Source organism: Cupriavidus lacunae (genome assembly GCF_003353055.1).
Classification (GTDB): domain Bacteria; phylum Pseudomonadota; class Gammaproteobacteria; order Burkholderiales; family Burkholderiaceae; genus Cupriavidus; species Cupriavidus lacunae.
The window spans coordinates 151,223-167,204 of the sequence record NZ_QKWJ01000001.1 but is presented as its reverse complement, the minus strand read 5'-3'; the positions used below and the strand labels follow the sequence as shown (position 1 = coordinate 167,204).

General features: G+C 65.5%; 14 protein-coding genes. 4 read left to right on the top strand and 10 right to left on the bottom strand.

Annotated elements, in window-relative coordinates:
* Positions 1–9 precede the first annotated feature (9 nt).
* Entirely contained in the window at positions 10–1,140 is a 1,131-nt protein-coding gene (locus DN412_RS00785) for a glycosyltransferase family 4 protein (protein ID WP_115012767.1), read from the bottom strand.
* Positions 1,137–2,399, bottom strand: a complete 1,263-nt coding sequence (locus DN412_RS00780) for a lipopolysaccharide biosynthesis protein (RefSeq protein ID WP_244222526.1) — start codon at positions 2,397–2,399, stop codon at positions 1,137–1,139. Before DN412_RS00780 ends, DN412_RS00785 begins: the two co-directional genes overlap by 4 nt.
* A gap of 354 nt (positions 2,400–2,753) precedes the next feature.
* On the opposite strand from DN412_RS00780, the gene DN412_RS00775 reads away from it, so the two are divergent.
* Positions 2,754–3,578, top strand: coding sequence for an META and DUF4377 domain-containing protein (locus DN412_RS00775; protein WP_115012765.1), 825 nt, complete (start codon positions 2,754–2,756; stop codon positions 3,576–3,578).
* A gap of 69 nt (positions 3,579–3,647) precedes the next feature.
* On the opposite strand, the gene DN412_RS00770 is transcribed toward DN412_RS00775, so the two are convergent.
* The 6 genes from DN412_RS00770 to DN412_RS00745 all read right to left on the bottom strand — a co-directional run bounded on the left by DN412_RS00770 (position 3,648) and on the right by DN412_RS00745 (position 11,537).
* Complete coding sequence (locus DN412_RS00770) at positions 3,648–5,165, bottom strand: TolC family outer membrane protein (protein WP_115012764.1); 1,518 nt, start codon at positions 5,163–5,165, stop codon at positions 3,648–3,650.
* Between the two features lie 76 nt (positions 5,166–5,241).
* Positions 5,242–5,565, bottom strand: coding sequence for a rhodanese-like domain-containing protein (locus DN412_RS00765; RefSeq protein WP_115012763.1), 324 nt, complete (start codon positions 5,563–5,565; stop codon positions 5,242–5,244).
* A 13-nt stretch (positions 5,566–5,578) separates the two neighbouring features.
* Positions 5,579–6,232, bottom strand: a complete 654-nt coding sequence (locus tag DN412_RS00760; RefSeq protein WP_115012762.1) for a protein-L-isoaspartate O-methyltransferase family protein — start codon at positions 6,230–6,232, stop codon at positions 5,579–5,581.
* 113 nt (positions 6,233–6,345) lie between these two features.
* Positions 6,346–9,591, bottom strand: coding sequence for an efflux RND transporter permease subunit (locus DN412_RS00755; protein WP_115012761.1), 3,246 nt, complete (start codon positions 9,589–9,591; stop codon positions 6,346–6,348).
* Between the two features lie 12 nt (positions 9,592–9,603).
* On the bottom strand, positions 9,604–10,716 hold the full coding sequence (locus DN412_RS00750) for an efflux RND transporter periplasmic adaptor subunit (protein ID WP_115012760.1): 1,113 nt from the start codon (positions 10,714–10,716) through the stop codon (positions 9,604–9,606).
* Between the two features lie 2 nt (positions 10,717–10,718).
* Complete coding sequence (locus tag DN412_RS00745; RefSeq protein ID WP_115012759.1) at positions 10,719–11,537, bottom strand: TetR/AcrR family transcriptional regulator; 819 nt, start codon at positions 11,535–11,537, stop codon at positions 10,719–10,721.
* Between the two features lie 269 nt (positions 11,538–11,806).
* On the opposite strand from DN412_RS00745, the gene DN412_RS00740 reads away from it, so the two are divergent.
* From DN412_RS00740 to DN412_RS00730, 3 genes are read left to right on the top strand one after another with little or no spacing between them, the layout of a single operon-like run.
* On the top strand, positions 11,807–12,112 hold the full coding sequence (locus DN412_RS00740) for a YkgJ family cysteine cluster protein (protein WP_115012758.1): 306 nt from the start codon (positions 11,807–11,809) through the stop codon (positions 12,110–12,112).
* Between the two features lie 41 nt (positions 12,113–12,153).
* The gene (locus DN412_RS00735; protein ID WP_115012757.1) at positions 12,154–12,714 is read left to right on the top strand and encodes a DUF1439 domain-containing protein; all 561 of its coding nucleotides are present in this window, start codon (positions 12,154–12,156) and stop codon (positions 12,712–12,714) included.
* A gap of 32 nt (positions 12,715–12,746) precedes the next feature.
* Positions 12,747–13,628 carry an undecaprenyl-diphosphate phosphatase gene (locus DN412_RS00730; protein WP_115012756.1) on the top strand — a complete coding sequence of 294 codons (882 nt, stop codon included), beginning with the start codon at positions 12,747–12,749 and terminating at the stop codon, positions 13,626–13,628.
* Between the two features lie 70 nt (positions 13,629–13,698).
* Here DN412_RS00730 and trmB read toward each other — a convergent pair whose 3' ends face one another.
* Positions 13,699–14,490 carry a tRNA (guanosine(46)-N7)-methyltransferase TrmB gene (gene trmB, locus DN412_RS00725; RefSeq protein ID WP_115012755.1) on the bottom strand — a complete coding sequence of 264 codons (792 nt, stop codon included), beginning with the start codon at positions 14,488–14,490 and terminating at the stop codon, positions 13,699–13,701.
* Between the two features lie 179 nt (positions 14,491–14,669).
* Positions 14,670–15,941: an O-antigen ligase family protein gene (locus DN412_RS00720; protein ID WP_115012754.1), complete on the bottom strand. Its 1,272-nt coding sequence runs from the start codon at positions 15,939–15,941 to the stop codon at positions 14,670–14,672.
* Between the last annotated feature and the right edge of the window lie 41 nt (positions 15,942–15,982).

Below are 15,982 nucleotides of genomic sequence, written 5' to 3'. Positions count from 1 at the left end.
CACGCATCTTCAGGTGGCCGGCCGCGACGGCGGCGTTCCCCGTGTTCCCGGTGCTTCGGACGGAGCGCTCACAAGCGCATCCCAGCGGCGGCCAACCTGGTCCAGGGCGAAGGCCTTGGCCTTCTGCCGGGCCTCCGCGCCGAGGCGGCTGGCTTCTTCCGGCTGCCTGATCACGCGCAGCAGCGCATTGGCGAGCGCATCCGCGTCATCGGTCGGTACGACCAGTGCGTCCTGCCCGGGTGTGAGCAGTTCGCGCGGTCCAGTCTCGCAATCGGTCGATACGATCGGCAGGCCAAAGGCCATGGCTTCGATTAGCACCAGCCCAAAGCCTTCATAGCGCGAGCTCAGGCAGAAGGCCGAGGCCTGCGCATAGGCAAGTGTCGCGTCATGGGCGATGCCCGGCAGCCTGACGCGGCCGCCCAATCCGAGCTGGTCGACCAATGCGGTGAGTGCATCGCGCTCTTCCCCTTCTCCGTGGATGACCAGTTCCCATTCCGGTACCTGGGTTGACACCCTCTGCCAGGCACGCAGCAGTACATCGAAGCCCTTTGCCGCGACCAGTCGTCCCATGGCCAGAACCTGCTTCCCCAGGCGCGGCGCGGGGATGGCTGGCATGGGGAAAGGGAGCGGATTCGGGATGCAGACGACTTCGCTGCGCGGCCGCAGGGCTTCGATCCACCGCTGGCGATCCCGTTCCGTGAGGACCACGACCTGGTCGCACCATCGTGCGGCCAGACGCCGGGCGCCCCGGCGCGCGGCCTTGCCGAGGTCCTGGTCGAAGTGGCAATGCTCCCAGGCGATATGCTGCATGCCAAGGCCAATGGTCGCGGGCAGAACGAACAGCGCCAGCATGGTGTCGACCTGTACCAGCACGTCGATGTTTCGCACAAGGCAATGACGTCGAATGCCGGCGACGGTAGCGAGATACGCCCGCTTGAAGGAGGGGCGTTGCGCGAACAGTGCCTCATGGTGGATGCTCGGGTGCAGCGCAAAACAGCTGCCCGCATCGAACAGGCTCAGGATGGTGACAGTGTGGCCGAGTTCCGCGAGCGCATTGGCGACGGTGGCCGTCATTCGCTCAGCGCCGGCCATGGCGTTGAGCGTCCCTGTCAGAAAGCAGATATTGCGGCCTACCTTCATGCGTTGACCTCCCGCGTTGCCGCAGCACGGCGTCCTTCGCGCAGCCAGACAGCGATACCGAACAAGACCGACAACAGGTTGGCGACGGCATACCCGAGAATCGCGCCGTACGCGCCAAATTTCGGTATGGCGATGACATCGATGGCAATGGTGACGGCAAACACCATCCCCCATTTAATGGCCACCAGGTAGGGCCGGCGCAAGTAAATGGGCAGGAGAGTCAGTGCAACATCGGCAAAGATCAGCATGGATGCCAGGGCTGCCAGCTGCAGCAGGCTGGCGGCCGAGGCAAACGCCTCGCCATAGAGCAGGTGGACGATCCAGTCGGCACTGAAGGTGATCGCCAGCGCGCCTGCTGCGCCGACCAGCGTCATGCCGGCGGCAATCTTCAGGATGTTGCGCCGCGCCTGGCCCAATGAGGGTTGCGCATATACATAGACCGGCGCGATGCCTGCGCAGAGGATGGTGGCAACCACCACATAATTGTCCAGGATCTGCATCGACGCCGCGTAGGCGCCAAATTCCCCAAGCGGTACCAGCGGCTTGAGCAGCAGTTGGTCGATACGGCGGGAGCCCATCATCAGCACAAAGCTTATCCAGAAGAGGGCGCCATTGCCGAGCAGCTCCCGGACCAGCATCGTATCCATGGCGACGCGGGCGCGCGGCGCGCGGCGCAGGTAGTAGAGACCCAGCAGTGCCGATGCCAGGACGGTTTCAAGCACAATGGCTGCGGCATAGGCGGGGACGCTTTGTACCCCGAGCCAGAAGAGCAGCGCCACGCAGCCGGCCTTGACCGCTAGCGAGGTCAGGCTGAAGAGCGCATTTGGTCGTGTCCGTGTATGTGCCTGCATCCAGGCCGTCACGATGCCGAACGGTTCGCGCAGCAACACGGCCAGGCCGAGGATCATGGACGGCACCCAGAACTCGGGGCCCTGGCGGGAAGCCAGCAGGAACCCGCCGATCAGCAGGTAGGCGAGCACGCCGGCAGCGAAGCGCAAGCCAAAGCCGTGCGTCAGCAGTCGGTGCTGCGCAGTGGGGTCGGGATCGGCGACGAGCCTGGGGACGATGACCTCGCTGCCGCAGATCAGCACGAACGAGGCGGCAATATAGACGACCGCCTGCGCATATTGGAAGTGCGCGAAGCCTTCCAGTCCCATGCCGCGCGCCAGCATTGCCACGATGCCGATGCCGCCTGCTACCTGGAGGCCGCGCTCGACCAGCATCCAGGCAAGATTCCCCGCAACCTTGCGTCTTGTCACGCCGGTCTCGCACGGCAGCCATCCGCCATCGCGCGCCTCATGCCGGGGATGGAGGGGACGGTCGGTGTAGGGTTGAAGGCAGCCGAAGCTCTGGCGATCGGAAGGGCGGGCACCATAGGGGTGTGAATAATTTTCGATCGCCACTTTCTCACAAATAGGTGTGGTTGCCAAAGCGGGCGGCACGATTGGCGTCGGCGGGGTTGCTTAGCCGGATGGAGCCTAGCCGACATTCCGGGTATCTTGTCCGCTGGCCGCGCTGAACTTGCGCCCTCGCGGCCGCCTCTAATCAAGCCGGAACCGGGCATGCATGGCAGCGGACTGTGACGCATGTCCTATTACAGGAGCCAAAACCTTATGCTGACCTTTGCTCGTGATACCTGCGTCCAACGCTTCGCGCGCTGCGCCGTAGTGGCATTGCTGGCCGGCACGCTCGGTGCCTGCACCACCGCGTCGGCACCGGACCTCCCCTCCGCCGGCACCAACCTCAACCAGACCCAACCCTCCGGCCCCAGCCGCTGGGAGCTGGTGCGCTGGCAGCAGCCCGACGGCTCCCTGCGCGAAATCCCGCATGGCGACAACGGCCAGCCCATTATTTTCGAGTTCAACGAGGGCATCGATGCCGCGCAGGGCACGGTCAGCGGCACCAGCGGCTGCAACCGCTTTACCGGCAGCTATGGCAAGACCGATACCGGCATCCGTTTCGATCGCATTGCCAGCACGCGCATGGCTTGCCCGCCGCCACGCATGGAACTGGAATCGAGCCTGCTCAAGGCGATGCAGACGCCGTTCGCAACCGTCGGCACGCAGCCGTCGGCGGGCAGCACGGGCCGGCAGATCATCTGGAAGACCGCTGGCGGCGACCTGCTGCAGTTTGTCGAGCGTGAAGGCGTGGGCAAGCGCGGCGCGAGCGTGGATGCCGGCGGCATCGAGAAGGTCGTGTATATCGATTCGCAGCGCGTGGAGTGCTCGGGCGTGGGCAAGATGACGTGCTATCGCTGGCGTGAATCGCCGCAGGCGCCGTGGCAGCTCTGGTACGGCCCGATCGAGGGGCTGGACTTTGAGCCGGGCGTGGCCTACAAGCTGCGCGTGCGCGAATACCAGGTGCCGAATCCGCCGGCGGATGCGTCGTCGATCCGCTGGCAGTTGCTGAACGTGGAATCGCGCACGCGGGCGAAGTAAGGCGCGACGCCATATATGCCAACGGGCCGCAGTTGCGGCCCGTTTTGCATTGCGGCGTTCTTTGGCGGATCAGGTGCGCGGCGCACTGGTGGCCACGGCTTCGCGCCGCGTGCCGCGCCGCTCGACTGCGGCTCGCGGGCTTGCGGGTGCCCTGGCGCCGGCCTGGGCGGGCGCGGGCAGCTTGTACAGCGCGCCCGGCGACGAGGTCAGCAGGGTGTTGATCTGCACCACGTCGTTTTCCTGCAGCACGCCGGTTGAGGCCTTCAGCCGCAGCCCGTTCATGATGGTGTCGTAGCGCGCCTTGGCCAGGTTGGCGCGGGTCTGGAAGAGCTGCGCTTCGGCGTTCAGCACATCGATATTGATGCGCACGCCCACTTCGTAGCCGAGCTGGTTGGATTCCACCGCGCTGGTGGCCGAGCGTTCGGCGGCTTCCAGTGCCTTGACCTGGGCCAGGCCGTTGGATACGCCGGAGTAGGTCTGGCGGGCCGTCTGCGCGGCGGTGCGGCGGGCGAATTCCAGGTCGCTGGCGGCCTTGTCGGCCAGCGCCAGGGTCTCGCGCACGCGCGACTGGATCTGGCCGCCGGCGAAGATCGGCATGGTCAGCTGCACGCCGATCTGCGAGGCGTTGTAGTGCGTGGAGATTGCCTGCGTGGCGCTGCCGGTCTGGTTGTTGAAGCCATACGAGGCCACCAGGTCGACCGATGGCAGGTGGCCTGCCTTGGCCTTGTTGGTCTCGCGCTGGGCGGTCTCCAGGTTGTACCCGGCCAGGCTGACCTGCGGGTTGCTGGTCTCGGCCTGCGCGGCCCAGGCGTTGACGTCGGGCGGCTGCGGGCCGGGGATGGGGGCTTCGGGACGCAGGCCGAGCAGTTCGTCGACGGGTTTGCCGGTGATCTGTTGCAGCGTGGCGCGCTTGATCTCCAGGTCGCTCTGCGAGGCGATCTCGGTCGAGGTGGCCAGGTCGTAGCGGGCCTGGGCGTCGTTGGTGTCGGTGATGGTGGCGGTGCCGACCTCGAAATTGCGCTTGGCCTGCTCCAGCTGCTCGGAGATGGCCTTCTTCTGCGCGCGCGCCAGGTAGAGGTTGTCCTGCGCCGTCAGCACGTCGAAGTAAGCTTGCGCGCTGCGCGTGATCAGGTCGAGCTGGGCCTGCTGGAAGCTGACTTCGCCCGCCAGCGATGCCAGTTCGCCCTGCTTGTAAGTTTCCCAGCGGTCCCAGCGGAACAGCGGCTGGCTCAGCTGCAGCTGCCAGTTGTTGTTGTTGAAGAAGCGCGTGCCGGAGGCGCTGGGCGAGCCGCCGATCGGCAAGGATGCCGTCTGGTCGAGCTTGGTGCGGTTGGCGCCCGCGGTGCCGACCACCTGCGGCAGCAGCCCGGCGCGGCCCTGCGGCAGCTTCTCGCGCGTGGCCAGCAGCTGCGCACGCGCGCCCGCAAACTGCGCGTCATTGGCTTGCGCGTCGCGGTAGACCTGCAGCAGGTCGGCCGCGCTTGCCGGTGCCGCGGGCAGCATGGCCAACAGCGGGGCAAGCAGGGAAACCGCGATCGCCAGGCGCGTCCGGATCACTCCGGGCTGGGCGTTGGGCGCAAACGTCATGAAAGCTCCAGGTTGCCGGGCGCGGGGCGCGGCCTACAGTCGTTTCTTCTTGGTGTTACTGCGCTGGATTGCCGCGTCAGTACTTCGGCATGGCCGGGTCGACCTCACTGGCCCAGGCGTGGACGCCGCCGGTCAGGTTGTAGACCTTGGCGTAACCCTGGCGCTCCAGGTAGGCGGCCACCTGCATGCTGCGTGCGCCGTGGTGGCAGATGCAGACGATATCGGCGTCTTCGTCCAGTTCGGCCGCGCGCGCGGGGATGTCCCGCATCGGGATGTGGGTGATGCCGGGCATGGCGCAGGTCTGCACCTCCCAGCCTTCACGCACGTCGAGCAGGACCGGCTTGGCGCGGCTGGCGTCGGCCAGCCACTGGGCCAGTTCGGTCGCTTGGATGACCTGCATGGTGACTCCGTCCTCAGAACTGGAATTGCGACGGCCGGGCCGCGCCCTGCAGGGGCTTGACCGCGGTTTCGAACAGGTTGACGACCTGGTATTCGGTCTCGGACACACGCGTGACCAGGCGTGCTTCCATCACCGGCAGCTCGCCGATGAAGGCGGCGATGCGGCCACCCACCTTGACCTGCGACAGGATCGATTGCGGAATCGCCGGCAGCGAGCCCGAGATGCAGATCACGTCGTAGGGCGCGGCGGCGCTCCAGCCGTCGGCGGCATTGCCTTCGGCCACGTCGACGTTGGTGACCCCGGCGTTGGCCAGGTTGGTGCGGGCCAGTGTGACCAGTTCGGGCACGATGTCCACGCTCAGCACGTGGCGGGCGCGGTTGGCCAGCAGGGCGGCCATGTAGCCGGAGCCGGCGCCGATTTCCAGCACGTTCTCATGCTTGCGCACGGCCAGGTCCTGCAGGATGCGGGCCTCCACGCGCGGCGCCAGCATGTTCTGCCCGGCGGGCAGCGGAATCTCCATGTCGACGAACGCCAGCGAGGCGTACGCAGCCGGGACGAACTGCTCCCGCTTGACCACCGCCAGCAGGTCCAGGATTTCCTGGTCCAGCACGTCCCACGGGCGGATTTGCTGTTCGATCATGTTGAATCGGGCTTTTTCGAGATCCATCTTGCCATTCCTTACCAATGCCAACCGCTGTCGGTCTGTGCGCCGGCCGCGCGGTGACACGGCCGGACAGTCTTATCAAACCCGCTATTTTAACCTTGCGGACGCCGTCAGGCTCATTCCGCGCTGGCCTCCGCCGGGGCCGGCCCTTCCGGGGATGCAGGTGACGCATGCTGGCCGGGCGCAGCCTGCTCGCGGGCGGCGGGCGGGCTCGCGGCCTTGCCTTGCCACCGCCGGCGCAGCCAGGCGCCGAAATCATCAAGATACGTATAGATCACCGGCACCACCACCAGCGTCAGGATCGACGAGGTAATGATCCCGCCGATCACGGTCTGGCCCATCGGCGCGCGCTGCTCGGCGCCTTCGCCCAGGCTGAAGGCCAGCGGTACCATGCCGAAGATCATCGCCAGCGTCGTCATCAGGATCGGGCGCAGCCGCACGCGCGCGGCTTCCACCAGCGCCGCCTCGCGCGACAGCGGCTGGCGGCCGTCGGCACCATCCACATGACCCTGGCGCGCCTGGTTGGCGAAGTCCACCAGCAGGATCGCGTTCTTGGTCACCAGCCCCATCAGCATGATGAAGCCGATGATCGAGAACATGTTCAGCGTCGAGCGGAACAGCAGCAGCGCCGCGAACACGCCGACCAGCGTCAGCGGCAGCGAGGTCATGATGGCGATCGGCTGGAAGAAGCTGGCGAACTGCGAGGCCAGGATCATGTAGATGAAGATCACCGCCAGCGCCAGCGCCGAGACCGCGTAGCCGAAGGACTCGTTCATCGATTTGGTCGAGCCGCCGAAGCGGTACTTGTAGCCGGCCGGCCAGCCCATGCCGTCCAGCGCGGCCTTGACGTCGCGCGCGACTTCGCCGGCCGAGCGCCCGGCCACGTTGGCGGTCAGCTCGACCTCGCGGTTCAGGTCGCGCCGGCTGATCTGGTTGGCGCCGGTGGTAGGGACCAGTTCGGCGATCTGGCGCAGCGGCACCATCTTCGGCGAGCCGTCGGCGTTGGTCTGGCTGCTGGCGATCATCAGCGCGCTCAGGTCGGCCATGCCGGTGCGCGCGTCCCTGGGCAGGCGCACGCGCACGTCGTAGTTCTGGTCGTCGGGCGCGCGCCATGAACTGATCGCGTCGCCGGCCAGCAGCGGGCGCAGGGCGTTGCCGATCTGTGCGACGCCCACGCCCAGGTCCGAGGCCAGCTCGCGCCGGATGCGCACCTCGATGGTGGGGCGGTCGTCCTTCATGCTCGAATCCAGGTCGGTCAGGCCGCGGATCGCCGTCATGCGTGCGCTGGCTTCTTTGGACAGGCGCCGCAGTTCGTCCAGGTCGTCGCCCTGGATCGATACCTGGATCGCCTTCTGGCCGCCGGCACCGTCGGGCATGCCGACCATGGTCAGCGTGATGCCGGCAATGCCCGCCAGCCGCTGGCGGATCAGCGGGTTGAGTTGCGCGGTGGACAGCTGGCGCGAGCGCCGCTCGGTCAGCCGCACCGACACCAGCGCATTATTGCGGCCCGAGGCGTTGCCCGAGTTGATGGTGGCGTAGGTGTAGGCCACTTCCGGGAAGGATTTCAGCGCGGCTTCCACCTGCCTCACCTTGGCTTCGGTGACTTCGATGGAGGTGCCGACCGGCGTGGTGAAGCCGACCTGGGTCTCGCCCAGGTCGGCACTGGGCACGAATTCCGTCCCGATCAGCGGCACCAGCGCAAAGCTGCCGAAGAAGGTCACGGCGGCGATGATGGCGGTGGCCAGGCGGTGCTTCAGCGCCCAGCCCAGCATGCCGGCATAGCCGTTGCCAAGCTTGTCCATCTTTGCCGAGAACCAGTCCAGCAGCCGCCCCACGGTGCGTCCGTACCAGCTTGTCTTGTTGCCGGTGCCGTGCAGGTCCGGGTCGTGCCAGACCGACGACAGCATCGGGTCCAGCGTGAACGAGACAAACATCGAGATCAGCACCGCCGCCACCACGGTGATGCCGAACTGGTGGAAGAAGCGCCCGATGATGCCGCCCATGAAGCCCACCGGCAGGAACACCGCCACGATGGAGAAGGTGGTGGCCAGCACCGCCAGCCCGATCTCATTGGTGCCGTCCAGCGCCGCGGCGTGGTGGTCCTTGCCCATCAGGTTGTGGCGCACGATGTTCTCGCGCACCACGATGGCATCGTCGATCAGCAGGCCCACGCACAGCGACAGCGCCATCAGCGTGATCACGTTCAGCGTGAAGCCGCACATATACATCACGCCGAAGGTGCCGATCAGCGCGATTGGCAGCGTCAGCCCGGTAATCACGGTGCTGCGCCAGGAGCCCAGGAACAGGAACACGATCGCCACCGTCAGGAAGGCGCCTTCAAGCAGCGTCGATCGCACTTCCCTGACGCTGCTGCGGATGCCACGCGCAGTGTCGTTGACCACGTTGAGCTGCACGCCGGCCGGCACCAGCTTGCGCGTTTCTTCGGTCATGCGCACCAGGCCGTCGACGGTATCGACGGTGTTCTGGCCCTGCGCCTTCACCACCGACAGGAACAGGGCGCGCTTGCCGTCCAGCAGCGCCAGGCTTTCCTGCTCTTCCTGGCCGTCGCGCACGTCGGCGATCTCGCCCAGCGTGACCGGCTGGCCGGCGCGGCGCGCCACGATGATCTGGCGGAATGCGTCAGGCGTCGGCACGCGGCCCTTGATCTGCACCACCGTTTCCGTCGCCGAGGAACGCAGCTCGCCCGCGGGCAGTTCCTGGTTCTCGTTGCGGATGGCGTTCATCACCTGGTCCACGCCGATGCCCAGCGCTTCCAGCTGCGCGGGGCGGATGCGGATCTCGACCTCGCGCTTGGTGCCGCCGGCGATATTGATGGCGCCCACGCCGCGCACCGTCTCCAGCCGCTTGCGCACGATCTGGTCGGCGATGGTGGTCAGCTCGCGCTGGCTGCGGTTGGCACCGGGCGCGTTCGAGACCGAGAGATAGAAGACCGGCGCGTCGGACGGGTCATAGCGCAGCACGCGCGGTTCCTTCACCTCGTGGCGGAACTGCGGGCGGATCAGCGCGATCTTGTCGCGCACGTCCTGCGCGGCCTGGCCGACATCGACGCTCAGGTCGAACTTGATGACGACGACTGAGGTGCCCTGGTAGGAGTGCGAGAAGATCTCGTCGATGCCGGAGATGGTGTTGACGATCTCCTCGACCTTGCGCGTGACGTCGGACTCCACCGACTCCGGCGCGGCGCCCGGATACTCGGTCTGCACCACCACCACCGGGAAGGTGATGTCGGGGAACTGGTCGACCGGCAGCCGCTGGTAAGAGAACAGCCCCACCACGATGAAGGCCATCATCATCATGGTGGCCAGCACCGGGTTGCGGATCGACAGGCGGGTGAACCACATGGCGCGGGTCCCTTACGCCTTGACGCGCTTGACCTGGCTGCCGCTGCGCAGCGTGCCAAGATTGTTGCGGACGATCTCGGCGCCGGCGTCCAACCCGGAGACGATTTCCACCATACCGCTGGCTTCGTCGCGGATGCCAAGCTGCACCGGGCGTTCAGCCAGCGTGTCCTTGTCGATGGCATAGACGAAGGCGCGCTCGCCCTCGGTGCGCACCGCCGAGGACGGCACCGCCACCACGCCGGCGCGCTCGCCCAGCACCAGCGCGCCGCGCGCGAACATGCCGGCGCGCAGCTTCTGGTCGGCATTCTCGACGCGGATATAAACCATGATGCTGCGCGTGCCCTGGCTGACGGCCGGGTTGATGCGCACCAGCTTGCCGGTAAAGCGGCCGGCGCCTTCCACGTCCAGCGCCACCGGCTGGCCGACCGCGGCGCGCGCCACGTCCGCCATCGGGATCGGCGCTTCCAGTTCCAGCACGCGCAGGTCGACCACATCGACCAGGCGCGTATCCGGCGAGACCTTCTCGCCCGGCTGCACCGCGCGCGCGGCCACCATGCCATCCAGCGGCGCCTTGACCACGGTGTCGGACAGCGCCTTCTGCGCCACCGCCAGGCCGCCCTGGGCGGCGTCGAGGTTGGCGCGGGCAACGTCCAGGTCGGCCTGGTACTTGTCGAACGCGGTCTTGGAGATAAAGCCCTTGCCGACCAGTTCGCGGTTGCGCTCCCAGGTCTGGCGCGAGTTCTCGAACTGCCCGCGCGTGGCCAGCATCTGCCCGCGCGCCTGCGCCACCTTGGCTTCGTATTCGGTCGGGTCGATGCGCACGATCACCTGCCCGGCACGCACTGGCTCGCCTTCGCGCACCAGCACCTCCTTGACCTCGCCGGAGACCTTGGCCTTGACCGAGGCCTGGTTCAGCGCACGCAGGCCGCCTGACAGCGGCAGCGAGACCTGCAGGTCCTGGCGCGCCACGCTGACCAGGTCGGTCTGCAGGAATTCCACCACGTTGGCGGCGGCCTGGGCCGGCGCCTGCAGCTGGCGCGCGCTGCCCGCCTTGCGCACGGCGGCCGTGGCGGTCAGCGCGATGGCGATGCAGGCGGCGGTGATCAGCAGGGTCTTTCGCTTCATGTTCAGGTGTCGGGTCGCGGCGCAGGGGAATCGGGCTCGGCGTCGCGGTCCATGTCGGCGGCGGCGCGTTGCGCCAGCATGTCGTCGCGGATGCGTTCCCAGATATAGGGGCCGGTCTGCGGCGGGAGCGGGCGCTCGCGGGCATCGCCGGTGGTCAGTCCGAACAGCAGCGTATCCAGCAGGCTGTCCAGGAAGCTGTCGGGGTCGATGTCCTTTTCGGCCGTGGCACGCAGCGCGCGCTGCCACAGCATCAGGAACACCAGCGGCGCGCAGATCACCGTGGTTGTCGGGTTGGCCGGCATCGCGCGGAATTCGCCGCGCGCCACGCCGCGGGCCAGCACCTTGGCGAACAGTTCGTCGCCCGGCACCATCACTTCCTCGTTATAGAAACGGGCGATGTCCGGGAAATTGGCCGATTCGGCCATGATCAGCTTGGTCAGGCCCGCCACTGGCGTGGCGCCGATCAGGCCCCACCAGCCGCGCAACAGTTCGCGCAAGAGCTCGGGCGTGCTGCCGGCGTAGGCCTCGACCAGGTTGGAGCCGCGCGCCAGTGCCGGCACCAGGTTCGCGCGCACAACCGACTTGAACAGCTCTTCCTTGTTGGCAAAGTAGAGATAGACCGTGCCCTTGGACACGCCGGCGGCCGCGGCCACGTCTTCCAGGCGCGTGGCGGCGTAACCGCGCTCCACGAAGAGGTCGAGCGCGGCGGCCACCAGTTCCTGCGGGCGGGCGGCCTTGCGACGGCTCCAGCGCGGGGCGTCGGCCTCCTTGTGCGAATCGGCGGGCGTTTTCACGGATGTCTTGCGGGTACTGCGGGGCACGGAGGCTGGCCTGGAAGTTAATAACTTGTGGGTCAGTAATGTAGATGAGGCCTATTAGGGGGTCAAGCGCAGGCCGGCGACCCTCGGGAACACACCGAGGCCGCATTGACGCTAAATTGCCACATGTGCCTTTATGATCTCATTAATCCGGTCGTACCCGGGCGCGGCTTACGGCGTTTTCCTTTTCTTACAGGATGGCAGCGGTCCTTCGGGCACAATGCCTCCTTTGCGTGGGCTGCCCCTGCGGCCGCCGAACCTGAACCATCGTCATGAGTTGCCGGTCAGACCTTTCCTGCCGCGCGGGCTGCGGCGCCTGCTGCATCGCCCCGTCGATCGCCTCGCCGCTGCCCGGCATGCCTGGCGGCAAGCCGGCGGGCGAGCCGTGCGCGCAGCTGCTGCCGGACATGCGCTGCGCGGTGTTCGCCAGGCCCGACCGTCCCGCGTTCTGCGGCGGCCTGAAGCCGTCGGCTGAAATGTGCGGCGATTCGCGCGAAGCGGCTCTGCACTGGCTGACCCGACTGGAAATCCTGACCGCGCCGCAGGCCGTGCCCGGGCGGCCCGGTCCGCGCACCTGATGCCTGGCAGGCGACCCGTCTATTCCGCAATCGGAGGCAATATGATCCCGACTTCCCGACGGCGCTGGCTCGCCGCGGCTGGCGCGGCCACGCTGGCCGTGGGCCTGGCCGCCTGTGGCGCCTGGCGCAATGAGTACACCTTTTCGCAAAGCCAGTTGCAGGCGGCGCTTGAGCGCAAGTTCCCGTTCAACAAGCGCTATATGGAGCTGTTCGACATCCAGTTGGCCAACCCGCGGCTGACGCTGGACCCGATGCGCAACCGCGTCAACGTGCAGTTCGACGCCACCATCGACAACAAGCTGTTCTTCAGCCGGGCCCTGACCGGTCGCTTTGCGCTGGACAGCGGCCTGCGCTATGACGAGCCCTCGCGCTCGGTGGTGCTGCAGGACCCCGAGGTGCAGCGCTTCGACGTGCAGGGCATGCCCGCGCAGTTCTCGCGCCAGCTCAACGCGCTGGGCGGCATCCTGGCCGAGCAACTGCTGCAGGGCTATCCCCTCTATACCTTCCGCGAAGACCAGTTGCGGGTTGCCGGCATGCAGGTGGAGCCCGGTACAATCACCGTTTTGCCTGACGGCATCAACGTCAAGATCAATCGGCCCTGAACCGGCCCTACGTCAACGCCTCTCCCTTCCGCATGGAAATCGCACTTGCCCTGAAAGCCGTGATACTCGGTATCGTCGAAGGACTGACCGAGTTCCTCCCCATCTCCAGCACCGGGCACCTGATCCTGGCCGGCCAGTTGCTCGACTTCAACGACGAGAAGGGCAAGATCTTCGAGATCGTAATCCAGTTCGGCGCGATCCTGGCGGTCTGCTGGGAATTCCGCGCGCGCATCGGCAAGGTGGTGCGCGGCCTGGGCTCCGATCCGCTGGCGCAACGCTTCGCAGTCAACGTCATCGTCGCCTCGGTGCCGGCCATCGTGCTGGCGCTGATCTTCGGCAAATGGATTAAGTCCCACCTGTTCAACCCGATCACGGTGGCAATGGCCTTCATTGTCGGCGGCGTGGTGATCCTGCTGGCCGAATGGCGCGATGCACGCCGCGGCACGGTCTCGCATCCGCGGGGCAATGCGCTGCTGGAAGCCGCCAAGGCCGGCGCGCCGCGCATTGAATCGGTCGACGACCTGAACTGGCGCGACGCGCTCAAGGTCGGCCTGGCGCAGTGCTTCGCGCTGGTGCCCGGCACCTCGCGCTCCGGCGCCACCATCATCGGCGGCATGCTGTTCGGGTTGTCGCGGCAGGTGGCCACCGAGTTTTCGTTCTTCCTGGCGATCCCGGTGATCTTTGGTGCGACCGTCTATGAGCTGTACAAGGCACGCGCGCTGCTGAGCGCCGACGACCTCGGCATCTTCGCGGTCGGCTTCGTCTTTGCCTTCCTGTCCGCCTTCCTGTGCGTGCGCTGGTTGCTGCGTTTCATCGCCACGCATGACTTCAAGCCGTTTGCCTGGTACCGCATTGCCTTTGGCATCGTGGTGCTAGTGACCGCATACTCCGGCCTGGTGTCCTGGCACGCCTGAGCGGGTTCGCCGCAGGCAACAAAAAAGGCGTGGCCGCGGCCACGCCTTTTTGCTTTTCCGCCGCCAGCGCTCAGGCGCGCTTGCGGAAGATCACATCCCACACGCCGTGCCCGAGCCGCACGCCGCGCCGCTCGAACTTGGTCACTGGCCGGTAATCCGGCCGCTCGGCAAAACCGCCCGGGGCAGTAGACGTGTTCTCCAGCAGCGGCTCGCCCGACAGCACTTCCACCATCTGGTGCGCGTACTCTTCCCAGTCGGTCGCGCAGTGGATATAGCCGCCCGGCTTCAGGCGCGCGGCCAGCACCTTCACCAGCGGCGGCTGCACCAGCCGGCGCTTGTTGTGGCGCTTTTTATGCCAGGGGTCGGGGAAGTAGATATGCACGCCGTCCAGGCAGTCATCGGTCAGCATATGGGCGATCACTTCCACCGCATCGTGCTGGAGGATCCGCACATTGCCCAGGCCGCGCTCGTCGATCAGCTTGAGCAGCGCGCCCACGCCGGGCTCATGCACCTCGCAGCCCAGGAAGTTGTCCTGCGGGCGCAGGCCGGCAATATGCGCCGTGGTCTCGCCCATGCCGAAGCCGATTTCCAGGATCGACGGCGCCTGGCGGCCAAACGTCGCTTCCCAGTCCAGCGGCTGTGGCGCGTAAGGCACCATCATGCGAGGTCCGACTTCGTCGATGGCGCGCTGCTGCCCGGTCGAAGTCCGTCCCGCGCGGCGCACGAACGATCGGATCCGGCGCGGATGCGCAACGCCTTCGGGATCGGCAGGAGAGGGAGCGGCCGCTGGTGCGTCGGCGCTGTCTACCGGCGCAGCGGCGTCGGCCGGCGTCGGTTCGGTGCTGGGGTCTTGGGGAAGCATGGCAACAAAAAAGCCGCCGGGCAGATCACCGTAACGGTGGCAAAGGCGGCTTGTCTCGACTGGAAGTGGAGCGGGCGATGGGAATCGAGCAGACCCACATCACAGCGCGATGTTGTGATTCGGAACTGAAGCGCTCACTCTAGTTCGAGGGTAACGCTTCGCTAACATTGAAAGTGATTCTACCTCACTGACGACAGGGTACCACTGTCTAGCCCGGATGAACTCGCCGCGTCTTTGCGCTTGTCCATGTAGACGATGAAGGTGGCAATGCTGATCGCATAGAACGGGAAGACCTCCCACCAGAGAAAAACCACGTCCGTCAAGCCCAAGACGAATATGCCAGTGATTAGCGAGAGGCCCATGCAAGCCACGCTCCGGACTTCCCTGTCAGTATGCCTGAGGTCGCGTGAAAAATAATATGCTGGCACTAGATATACTGCCAGCAGTGCGGCGAGTCCGAGCAAGCCCAGCCTGGCTGCGTTAAACATGAATTCGTTGTGCGAATGTGCAAATGTAGATGTTTCCTGGGAAATGATTTTGCGCTCCGCAAGCTCCTTTAGGGCGTCTCGATATTTGTCGACTCCCACACCAAAAATCGGATGTTCCCTGAAAATTACAAAGGAGCCTTGCCATATTTGGAACCGCATGCCGATCGAGGTGTCGATATTGGTGTGATCGACGTATTGCTGGACATCTCTTTGGGCCTGATATATGCGGTCCATTACCAGCTTGGCATGACTCATACCGACCACAAGTACAAGCGTCGCCGCCGTTACCAGAGCTAGCTTTCGCCCAATCTGTATGGATCTGCTTGATATCAAGGCGATTCCAAGAAATATTGGTATCGTGATCCACGCGCCACGCGACTGGGAAATGTAGCTGCCACAGAGGATGGCCGCCGCCGCCAGCAGCTTGAGAAGGACAAATCCTTTCTTGTTCTGTGAGTTCCAGGCAATTGAGAATAACGCGAAGACGCCGAGCAACATCCCCAATTCAATGAAGATTGTGATGGGAATGAAGTCCGTCAAATATCTCACTTCGCCGCCATGAGTGAGTCGGTAGATTTTTATCGCGCAAATGAAAGTTCCCGCAACGAATGCCCATTGTAATTTTCGCAGATGGGACAGTGGTACTAGTGAAGTTGCCCAGAATGCTAGCATGAAGAGCGCGAGCCGCGACGGCGCGTCGATACTCCGGCTGGAGAATTGGCCTCTGGAAAGTTCATTGGCGATGACGGCGAGCATTGGCGAAGCCATGGCTAAAGCTAAGGGCCAATACCGGCGCATGAGTCCGCCCAGCAATGCGGTGTTGGACTTCCAGTGGAATATTAATGCGGCAAGGCCGAGAGCGATTATGATGCCATAGATAACACCTGCCGCTCGATCAGCAAACAGTGCCAGAATATAAAAAGAGGCCAGTGCTGTTGCGATGAGCCCTTGAAAATAGCGCAAGATTTATCCTATTCTTCCCGAAACCAAAGCTAATACATGAG

Excerpts from the sequence above, each read along its gene's own strand:
- DN412_RS00770 (WP_115012764.1), bottom strand. The coding sequence starts at position 5,165 with ATGACGTTTGCGCCCAACGCCCAGCCCGGAGTGATCCGGACGCGCCTG.
- DN412_RS00730 (WP_115012756.1), top strand. The coding sequence starts at position 12,747 with ATGGAAATCGCACTTGCCCTGAAAGCCGTGATACTCGGTATCGTCGAA.
- DN412_RS00785 (WP_115012767.1), bottom strand. The coding sequence starts at position 1,140 with ATGAAGGTAGGCCGCAATATCTGCTTTCTGACAGGGACGCTCAACGCC.
- DN412_RS00775 (WP_115012765.1), top strand. The coding sequence starts at position 2,754 with ATGCTGACCTTTGCTCGTGATACCTGCGTCCAACGCTTCGCGCGCTGC.
- DN412_RS00750 (WP_115012760.1), bottom strand. The coding sequence starts at position 10,716 with ATGAAGCGAAAGACCCTGCTGATCACCGCCGCCTGCATCGCCATCGCG.
- DN412_RS00760 (WP_115012762.1), bottom strand. The coding sequence starts at position 6,232 with ATGGATCTCGAAAAAGCCCGATTCAACATGATCGAACAGCAAATCCGC.
- DN412_RS00740 (WP_115012758.1), top strand. The coding sequence starts at position 11,807 with ATGAGTTGCCGGTCAGACCTTTCCTGCCGCGCGGGCTGCGGCGCCTGC.
- DN412_RS00735 (WP_115012757.1), top strand. The coding sequence starts at position 12,154 with ATGATCCCGACTTCCCGACGGCGCTGGCTCGCCGCGGCTGGCGCGGCC.
- DN412_RS00755 (WP_115012761.1), bottom strand. The coding sequence starts at position 9,591 with ATGTGGTTCACCCGCCTGTCGATCCGCAACCCGGTGCTGGCCACCATG.
- DN412_RS00765 (WP_115012763.1), bottom strand. The coding sequence starts at position 5,565 with ATGCAGGTCATCCAAGCGACCGAACTGGCCCAGTGGCTGGCCGACGCC.
- trmB (WP_115012755.1), bottom strand. The coding sequence starts at position 14,490 with ATGCTTCCCCAAGACCCCAGCACCGAACCGACGCCGGCCGACGCCGCT.